Genomic DNA, 7,888 nt, shown 5'->3' with positions numbered 1-7,888 from the left:
CAGCCGTTACTCAGGCTGCGGGGCTTGAAATCCGCGGTGGGCTTCAGGCTCCTGGCGAATCATCCGCTTCATCTTCCGTTCAAACGCCCAGGTCAGGCTGACTGCCGCGCACGCCAGGCCCAGGGCCAGGCCCCACCACACGCCGGTCGGCCCCCAGCCGAGGTTGAACGCCATCAGCCAGGCGGCCGGTGCGCCGATCAGCCAATAGCAACCCAACCCGACCAGGAACGTGGTCTTGGCATCCTTGAGCCCGCGAATGCAGCCCATGGCGATGGTCTGCACGCCGTCGAACAGCTCAAACCAAGCGGCCACCGCCAGCAGGCTGACCGCGAGGTTGATCACGTCGCGAAACGCCGGGTCATTCTGGTCGAGGAACAAGCTGATCAACTGGTGCGAGAACAACCACAACACCGCTGCAAAGCCCAGCATCACCAATGCGCCAAAGCCGATGCCAACCCGTCCGGCCAGCCGTGCTTCCAGCAGATTCCCGGCCCCGTAATGCTGGCCGATGCGCATGGTGATCGCGTAAGACATGCCCGCCGGCACCATGAACGCCACCGACACAATCTGCAGGGCAATCTGGTGCGAGGCCAATTGCGTGCTGCCCATGGTGCCCATGCACAGCGCCGCGAACGCAAACAGCCCGACTTCCACCGCATAGGTGCCACCAATCGGCAGGCCAAGGCGCCACAGTTCCCGCAGGTAATGCAGGTTGGGCCGCAGCAGGCCCTTGCGCAGCGGATAGGCGTCGTAGGCGCGGTTGTATTTGATGTACCAGATCAGCGCCAGGGCCATGCAGTTGGCGACGATGGCCGTGACCAGGCCAATGCCCACCAGCCCAAGTTTCGGCAGGCCGAACATGCCTTCAATCAACGCGTGGTTGAGCAGGTAGTTGATCACCGTGCCGCCCAGGCTGATAACCATCACCGGCGTGGCCTTGCCGATGGCGCTGGTGAAGCCGCGCAGGGCCATGAACGTCAGGTAGCCGGGCAGGGCGAACGGCAGGATAGTCAGGAACTGGCCGGCCGACGCGACGTTGGTTTCGGTCTGGCCGAACATCAGCAGCACTGGCTTGAGGTTCCACAGCAACAAGCCGGCCACCAGCGCCATCAACCAGGCCAGCCACAGCCCAGCCTGGGTCAGCCGGGTGGCGCCTTCAATGTCGCCCGCGCCCTGGCGGATCGCGACCAGCGTGCCCACGGCGGCGATCACGCCGATGCAGAAAATCGACACGAACGAATAGCTCGCCGCACCCAGGCCACCGCCGGCCAGGGCCTCGGGGCTCAGGCGGGCCATCATCAGGGTGTCGGTCAGCACCATCAGCATGTGGGCCAACTGTGAGGCAATCAACGGCCCTGACAGCCGCAGAATGGCCCAGAGTTCGGTACGTGCCGGATGCTGCATGATCATCACGCTCAAAAAGTCAGGGAAGGGTGGAAGGGTTGATTCTCGGCGCTCACAGCGCGTTGCACAAAGGGATAAATCCGATGGCACGCATGATTAAAACTCATGCCTGAATGATTCTGGTAGGGTTTCGAGATTGCGCCGTCGGAGCTTTCGCCATGTCTCGTCGTCTTCCTCCTCTTTACGCCTTGCGCGCGTTTGAAGCCGCATCCCGCTACAACTCGTTCACCCGGGCGGCGGAAGAGTTGTCGATCACCCAAAGCGCGGTGAGCCGGCACATTCGTACCCTGGAAGAGCACTTCGCCTGCCGCCTGTTCCAACGCAGCGGCCGCACCTTGCAGCTCACCGAGGCGGCGCGCCTGTTGCTGCCGGGCGTGCGCGAAGGCTTCGCGGCCCTGGAACGCGCCTGTCACACGTTGAACGCAGAGGACGACATCCTGCGCATGAAGGCGCCCTCCACCCTGACCATGCGCTGGCTGCTGGCGCGGCTCAGTCGCTTCCGGCATTTGCAGCCGGGCAATGAAGTGCAACTGACCAGCGCCTGGATGAGCATCGATGAAGTGGACTTCAACCAGGAGCCGTTCGATTGCGCCGTGTTACTGAGCAATGGCCATTTCCCGCCGGACTGGGAAGCCAGTTACCTGTTTCCTGAGCTGTTGATTCCGGTGGGCGCCCCCAACCTGTTGAGCGACGGGCCCTGGGATGTCACACGGCTGGCTACCGCCGAGTTGCTGCATCCGACACCCGACCGGCGTGACTGGCGCTATTGGCTGGAGCGCATGGGGTTGTCATCCCAGGTATCGCTCAAGGGCGGGCAGGTGTTCGACACATTGGAGCTGGGCATGATCGCTGCCGCGCGGGGTTACGGCGTTTCCATGGGCGACCTGCTGATGGTGGCCGAAGACGTTGCCCAAGGCCGCCTGAGCCTGCCATGGCCAACCGCCGTGGCCAGTGGGGAAAGTTACTATCTGGTGTGGCCGAAAACCCGACCCGGTGGTGAGCGTTTGCGCCGGCTGGCGGACTTTCTCCAGGGTGAGGTCCAGGCGATGGAATTGCCCGAGGTAGAGCGGCTGGATTGAGCGGATTGCACATTTGCGAGCAATCGTTTGCGTGATACCCCTGTGATTCGCTCAAGTATTGAGCCTGCCCGCCGAAGTAGGGTTGTTGGAACTACCGTTCTACAACGTTTCCCCTATTAGAATTTTGCCGAGCAGCGCTATGAGATCAGGATGATCCTGGCCTCGGCCAGGAGCCTTCATGTCTCAACCTCGCGCCCGGATCGCCTCTCAACTGGGGCTTGCCCTCGCCGTGATACTGGCTGTCGTCATCAGCGGCAGCACGGTGTTCGCCTTGCGTTCGCTGGACTCAGCCAACCTCGACACCCGCGAGGAGCATCTGGCCAGCGAGGCTCGCTTGCTGGCCGACCAACTCAATACCTTCCACAGCACCTTGCGCGAGAGCACTCAGCGTTTGAGCGGGCTGTTTGAAAAGCGCTTCAGCGCCGGCTTGAGCACGCGTCCTGAACAACCGGTGACGGTGGCGGGCGTGCAGACCCCGGGCCTTTACCTGGGCGAGGAAGTGCTCAACAACAATTTCGCTGAAGTTGATGAGTTCAAGCAGATGTCCGGCGGCGTGGCGACCGTATTCGTACGCAGCGGCGAGGACTTTATCCGCGTCAGCACGTCCCTGACCAAGCAGGACGGCAGCCGCGCCATCGGTACGGCGCTGGATCATCAGCACCCGGCCTATCAACGCTTGCTCGGCGGGCAGGGCTATGTCGGCCGCGCGGTGTTGTTTGATCGCTCCTACATGACCCAGTACAGCCCGGTGCGTGATGCCAGCGGCAAAGTGATTGCGGTGCTGTTTGTCGGCTTCGACTACACCGATGCGCAGAACGCCCAGTTCGACAACCTCAAGCGCTTCCGCATCGGCCAGACCGGTTCCCTGGCGCTGCTGGACGAACAGAAGCACTGGCTGGTCCCACCAGCTGGGGTGCAGGCATTGGATCAGTCGATTCCGGTCATGCTCGACCTGGCCGCCAAACCTGGAAAAGGCCGTTTCTGGAGCGACAAGAACGAAGACTTCTACAGCGTCGCGGTGCCGTTTGAAGGCGGCCCGTGGTCGGTGGTGGCGAGCATGCCGAAAGCCGAAATTCGCGCGGTGACCTGGTCGGTGGGGATTCGCCTGGCGATCGGCAGTTTGCTCGCGATGCTGCTGGCGGTGGGCGCGGCGGTCTGGCTGCTGCGCAGCAAATTGCAGCCGTTGGGCGACCTGGTGCGTCAGGCTGAAGCCCTGGGCGCCGGTGATTTGAGCGTGCGCTTGAACGTTTCCAGCCATGATGAAATCGGCCAGCTAGCCCGCAGTTTCAACCAGATGGGCGAAGCCCTGTCGACCATGGTGTCGCATATCCGCAAGGCGGCAGAAGACGTGAACAGCCGCGCCCAGGCGCTGTCGGGTTTGTCCGGCGGTGCGTACGAAGGCATGGAGCAACAGTCCGGCGAAATCACCAGCATGGCCGGCGCGGTAGAAGAGTTCAGCGCCACCTCGCTGAACATCGCCGACAACATGGGCAACACCGAGCGCCTGGCCCAGGACAACGCCCAGCAAACCAAGATCGGCCGCACCTCGATGCAAGAAGCGTCGTCGTCCCTGGAACACATCGCCACCGCGCTGAACAGCACGGCCACGGTGATCAATACCTTGGGCCAGCGCTCCCAGGAAATCGGCGGGATCGTCGGTGTGATCACCGCGATTGCCGAACAGACCAACCTGCTGGCGCTCAACGCCGCCATCGAAGCGGCGCGGGCCGGTGAGCAAGGGCGCGGGTTTGCGGTGGTGGCCGATGAAGTGCGCAACCTCGCGTCGCGCACCCGTCAAGCCACGGATGAGATTTCCGGAATGATCCAGAGCATCCAGCAGGAAACCGGCAACGCCATCAGCACCATGGAACAAGGCAACGTGCTGATGCAGGAAGGCCTGGCACGCAATGCTGACGTGGCATCAGCCTTGGCGCGGATCGACGAGCAAAGCCGCTCGGCGGGCCAGCAGTTTGCGGCGATTACCACCGCTACCCAGGAGCAGAGCAGCACCGCGACCTTGCTTAGCAGCAACTTGCAGAGCATCGCCCTGGCCAACAGCGAGCAGCGTGAAGTGGTGTCGAACCTGGCGATTACCGCCAAGGAACTGGAGACCCTGGCGGCGGGCTTGCGGCATGAGGTGGACCGTTTTCGTTGATTGACTGTTCGGGCCGCATCGCGGGCAAGCCCGCTCCCACAGTTGACCGTGTTCAATTGAAGAAATCGGTTCAATGTGGGAGCCGGGCTTGCCCGCGATGACGGACGATTCGACGCCTCAAACGTCGGATCGGTCGCCCAGCCCCGGGTCCACACGCTTGCCAATGTCCTTGAGTCGCGCCAGTTGGTCGACCATCCCTGGCGCTTCATCCAGGCTGCTGACAAAGGTCCACAGGTAAGTCATCACCGCATACACGTGGCCGGCCTTGACTGCCGGCGACAGCGCCAACTGGCTGATCGCAACCACAAACAGCAGTGCCGCCAGCGTGCCGATAAACAGGAACGCTGCGGCCTCGCGGTCCGACAGCCAGATGCGCAGGCGTGACAGCACCTGGTAGTGCCGCTGCAAGGTCTGCGCGCCGACCTTTTCCACCAGGCCGATTTCCTTTTCCAGGCGGTCATTCAAACGCTCATGCAGCTCCTGATTGCGCCGGGCAAAACGTGGCAACAAGGTCGTGCAGAGCACCAGCGCGGTCAGGCACGCCAGGCCGATCCACGGCTCGATCACCAACAGCATCACTGCCGCACCGACGATCGACACCAGCGCCGTCGCGATGATTGGCACGTGTTTTTCGAAGAAATCCACAAAGTCTCGCGCCAACACCACCCGCGCCGCCGCCCGTGAGGTGCTGTGGTTTTGCAGGCGCTGGTTGAGAATCACCGGCACCGCGAGATCGGCGTAGATGCGGGTGAAGGTGCGCGTGTCCAGCGCCCGTCGCGCCGCCCCGACCACCCAGAACGCCAGCACCACGGCGGCGTAGAACAGCGCGCTGCCGGCGTCGCCGCGGATAATTGAGTCCACCGCGAACCCGGCAAACAGCGGGTAGGCCAGCAGCAACGCGTTCTCCAGCGCCACCAGCGACAAGGTGCAGAACAGTTTCCCGGGATAGGCCCTGGCGATCGCCTTGAGGGTTTGGCTGGCGGATTGTTGCCCGATCTTGTTGCTTTCTTCGATCAGAATCTGCGGTGTTACGGATGACATGGGGTGCACCAAGGGTGAGATAAGCGCTAGTATTGAGCGACTGCTCAAGTATCCTTGAGCGACCGCTCAAAAAGCAAGTGCCGTCGATCTGCCGGTGCCTGAAGGAAAAGCCTCATGTCGCGTATCGACCGTAAAGACCAGATTATCGCTGCCGCCTTGGAGCTGTTTCGCAGCAAAGGCTTCGCCGATGTCTCCACCCGCGATCTGGCGGAGCATGCCGGGCTGTCCCGCAGCCATGTCTATCACTACTTCAGCGACTGGAAAGACCTGCGCCGCGAAGCCTTTGTGCGGTTTGCCAACGAGCAACTGGACGAGGTGCGGGTGCCGTTGGAAGGTCTGCCGCCGCTGCAAGCGCTCGAAGGTTTCCTGCGTGACTGCTTGCCCTCCACGGCAGACGCCGGCTGGGCGCTGTGGCTGGATGCCTGGGATGAAGCCATGCATGACGAGCCACTGGCCCAGGCTTACCTGGTGATCAACGCCCAATGGCAGGCCATGCTCGCCGAGATCATTGAGCAAGGTGTGGCGGCCAAGGTGTTCCGCTGTGAGTCGCCCAAACGCGCGGCGCGGCAGTTGTTCGCCGTCGCCATGGGCTATGCCGATGACTTGATGCTCAAACCCTCCGTTGAATCCGCTGAAGCGGTAATGGATGAGGTGATGGAAGTGGCGGGGCTGCTCCTGGCGTTGCCTAAGAAGCGCTAGCCGGCCGGTACTGCAAGGCTTCCGCCAGATGATGGCGAGCGATGGCCTCCACCTGTTCCAAGTCGGCCAGGGTGCGCGCGACCTTGAGCAAGCGATGGGCTGCCCGCAATGACAGTGTCAGTCGTTCGCACGCGCTCTCCAGCCAGCCTTCATCGGCCTTCGCCAGTTTGCAGTGCTGGCGTAGCCCCGGCAGGTCGAGAAAAGCATTGGCGCAGCCCTGGCGCCGTTGTTGGCGTTCCCGGGCCTCGGCGACGAGCATGGAAGCGCTGGCGGTATCGTCACCTGACTGTTTGCCGGGGTTCAGCGCGGTGCTTTCCCGGGCGACGGTCACGTGCAGGTCGATCCGGTCCAGCAGCGGACCCGAGAGCTTGTTGCGATAGCGCTGGATCTGCTCCGGCGTACATCGACAGCGCCCGCTCGGCTCGCCCACATAGCCGCAAGGGCATGGATTCATGGCCGCCACCAACTGAAAGCGCGCCGGGAAACTCACCCGGTCGCGGGCGCGGGAAATCACGATATGCCCGGATTCCAGCGGCTCACGCAGCACCTCTAGTACCTTGCGATCAAACTCCGGCAGCTCGTCGAGAAACAACACACCATGATGGGCGAGGGTGATTTCACCCGGCTGCGGTTTCGAGCCACCGCCCACCAGCGCTGGACCGGATGCCGAATGGTGCGGCTGGCGAAACGGCCGGTGTGGCCAATGGCTCAGCGGCGCCAGGCTGACCACCGACTGAATCGCCGCCACCTCCAGCGCTTCCTGCTCACTCAAGGGCGGCAACAACCCCGGCAGACGGCTGGCCAGCAAGGTTTTGCCCGTTCCCGGTGGCCCGCTGAGCAACAGGTTGTGGGCACCCGCCGCAGCGATCAGCAGCGCGCGTTTGGCTGCGAGCTGGCCTTGGACTTCACTCAAGTCCGGGTAGGGTTTGTTCAGGTACATCAGGCCACTGGAAACGAAGGGCTCGATCGGCACGTGACCGTTCAGGTGCGCCACCACTTGCAGCAGATGATCCACCGCAATCACCTTCAACCCCGAGGCCAGGCACGCCTCTTCCGCATTGGCCCGAGGCACGATCAACGTGCGCCCGACCTTGCGCGCCGCCAGGGCTGCCGGCAACACACCTTTCACCGCCCGCACCTCGCCGGACAGCGCCAGCTCGCCCAGGCATTCCACGTTGTCGAGGGTCAGCGTCGGCACCTGCACACTGGCGGCAAGAATCCCCAAGGCAATCGCCAAATCAAACCGCCCGCCGTCTTTGGGCAAGTCGGCAGGCGCGAGGTTTAGGGTAATGCGCCGGGACGGGTATTGCAGCGCAGAGTTGAGAATGGCGCTGCGCACGCGGTCTTTGCTTTCCTTGACGGCGGTTTCCGGCAGGCCTACCAGCGTCAGCGAAGGCAAGCCGTTGGCCATGTGCACCTCGACAGTGACGGCGGGGGCTTCAACGCCAATCTGGGCGCGGCTGTGGACGATGGCGAGGGACATGCTCGTTCCTTGAAATGAGTGGCCGCT

6 protein-coding genes are annotated in these 7,888 nt (G+C 63.0%); 3 read left to right on the top strand and 3 right to left on the bottom strand.

The window, feature by feature from the left end:
• Positions 1 to 6 precede the first annotated feature (6 nt).
• Positions 7 to 1,410 carry a NorM family multidrug efflux MATE transporter gene (locus SNL23_RS19295; RefSeq protein WP_318303138.1) on the bottom strand — a complete coding sequence of 468 codons (1,404 nt, stop codon included), beginning with the start codon at positions 1,408 to 1,410 and terminating at the stop codon, positions 7 to 9.
• 152 nt (positions 1,411 to 1,562) lie between these two features.
• Between SNL23_RS19295 and SNL23_RS19290 the strand changes: the two genes are divergently transcribed.
• Positions 1,563 to 2,483 carry a LysR substrate-binding domain-containing protein gene (locus SNL23_RS19290; RefSeq protein WP_318303137.1) on the top strand — a complete coding sequence of 307 codons (921 nt, stop codon included), beginning with the start codon at positions 1,563 to 1,565 and terminating at the stop codon, positions 2,481 to 2,483.
• Between the two features lie 178 nt (positions 2,484 to 2,661).
• Positions 2,662 to 4,638 (top strand): methyl-accepting chemotaxis protein, encoded by a 1,977-nt coding sequence (locus tag SNL23_RS19285; protein WP_318303135.1) that lies wholly within the window; start codon positions 2,662 to 2,664, stop codon positions 4,636 to 4,638.
• Positions 4,639 to 4,755: 117 nt separating this feature from the next.
• Here SNL23_RS19285 and SNL23_RS19280 read toward each other — a convergent pair whose 3' ends face one another.
• Positions 4,756 to 5,679: an ABC transporter six-transmembrane domain-containing protein gene (locus SNL23_RS19280; protein ID WP_318303134.1), complete on the bottom strand. Its 924-nt coding sequence runs from the start codon at positions 5,677 to 5,679 to the stop codon at positions 4,756 to 4,758.
• A gap of 114 nt (positions 5,680 to 5,793) precedes the next feature.
• Here SNL23_RS19280 and SNL23_RS19275 point away from each other — a divergent pair, with 114 nt between their 5' ends.
• Complete coding sequence (locus tag SNL23_RS19275; RefSeq protein ID WP_076013132.1) at positions 5,794 to 6,378, top strand: TetR/AcrR family transcriptional regulator; 585 nt, start codon at positions 5,794 to 5,796, stop codon at positions 6,376 to 6,378.
• Here SNL23_RS19275 and SNL23_RS19270 read toward each other — a convergent pair.
• Complete coding sequence (locus SNL23_RS19270; protein ID WP_167664010.1) at positions 6,365 to 7,861, bottom strand: YifB family Mg chelatase-like AAA ATPase; 1,497 nt, start codon at positions 7,859 to 7,861, stop codon at positions 6,365 to 6,367. The two genes, SNL23_RS19275 and SNL23_RS19270, sit on opposite strands and share 14 nt — an antisense overlap.
• Positions 7,862 to 7,888: the final 27 nt, after the last annotated feature.

Origin of the sequence: Pseudomonas sp. SED1 (assembly GCF_034044025.1) — a bacterium.
Lineage (GTDB): Bacteria > Pseudomonadota > Gammaproteobacteria > Pseudomonadales > Pseudomonadaceae > Aquipseudomonas.
This window is presented reverse-complemented; position numbering and strand designations above follow the sequence as displayed.

Bases quoted from the DNA above. Each gene is read 5' to 3' on its own strand.
- SNL23_RS19275 (WP_076013132.1), top strand. From the start codon at position 5,794: ATGTCGCGTATCGACCGTAAAGACCAGATTATCGCTGCCGCCTTGGAG.
- SNL23_RS19270 (WP_167664010.1), bottom strand. From the start codon at position 7,861: ATGTCCCTCGCCATCGTCCACAGCCGCGCCCAGATTGGCGTTGAAGCC.
- SNL23_RS19280 (WP_318303134.1), bottom strand. From the start codon at position 5,679: ATGTCATCCGTAACACCGCAGATTCTGATCGAAGAAAGCAACAAGATC.
- SNL23_RS19290 (WP_318303137.1), top strand. From the start codon at position 1,563: ATGTCTCGTCGTCTTCCTCCTCTTTACGCCTTGCGCGCGTTTGAAGCC.
- SNL23_RS19285 (WP_318303135.1), top strand. From the start codon at position 2,662: ATGTCTCAACCTCGCGCCCGGATCGCCTCTCAACTGGGGCTTGCCCTC.
- SNL23_RS19295 (WP_318303138.1), bottom strand. From the start codon at position 1,410: ATGATCATGCAGCATCCGGCACGTACCGAACTCTGGGCCATTCTGCGG.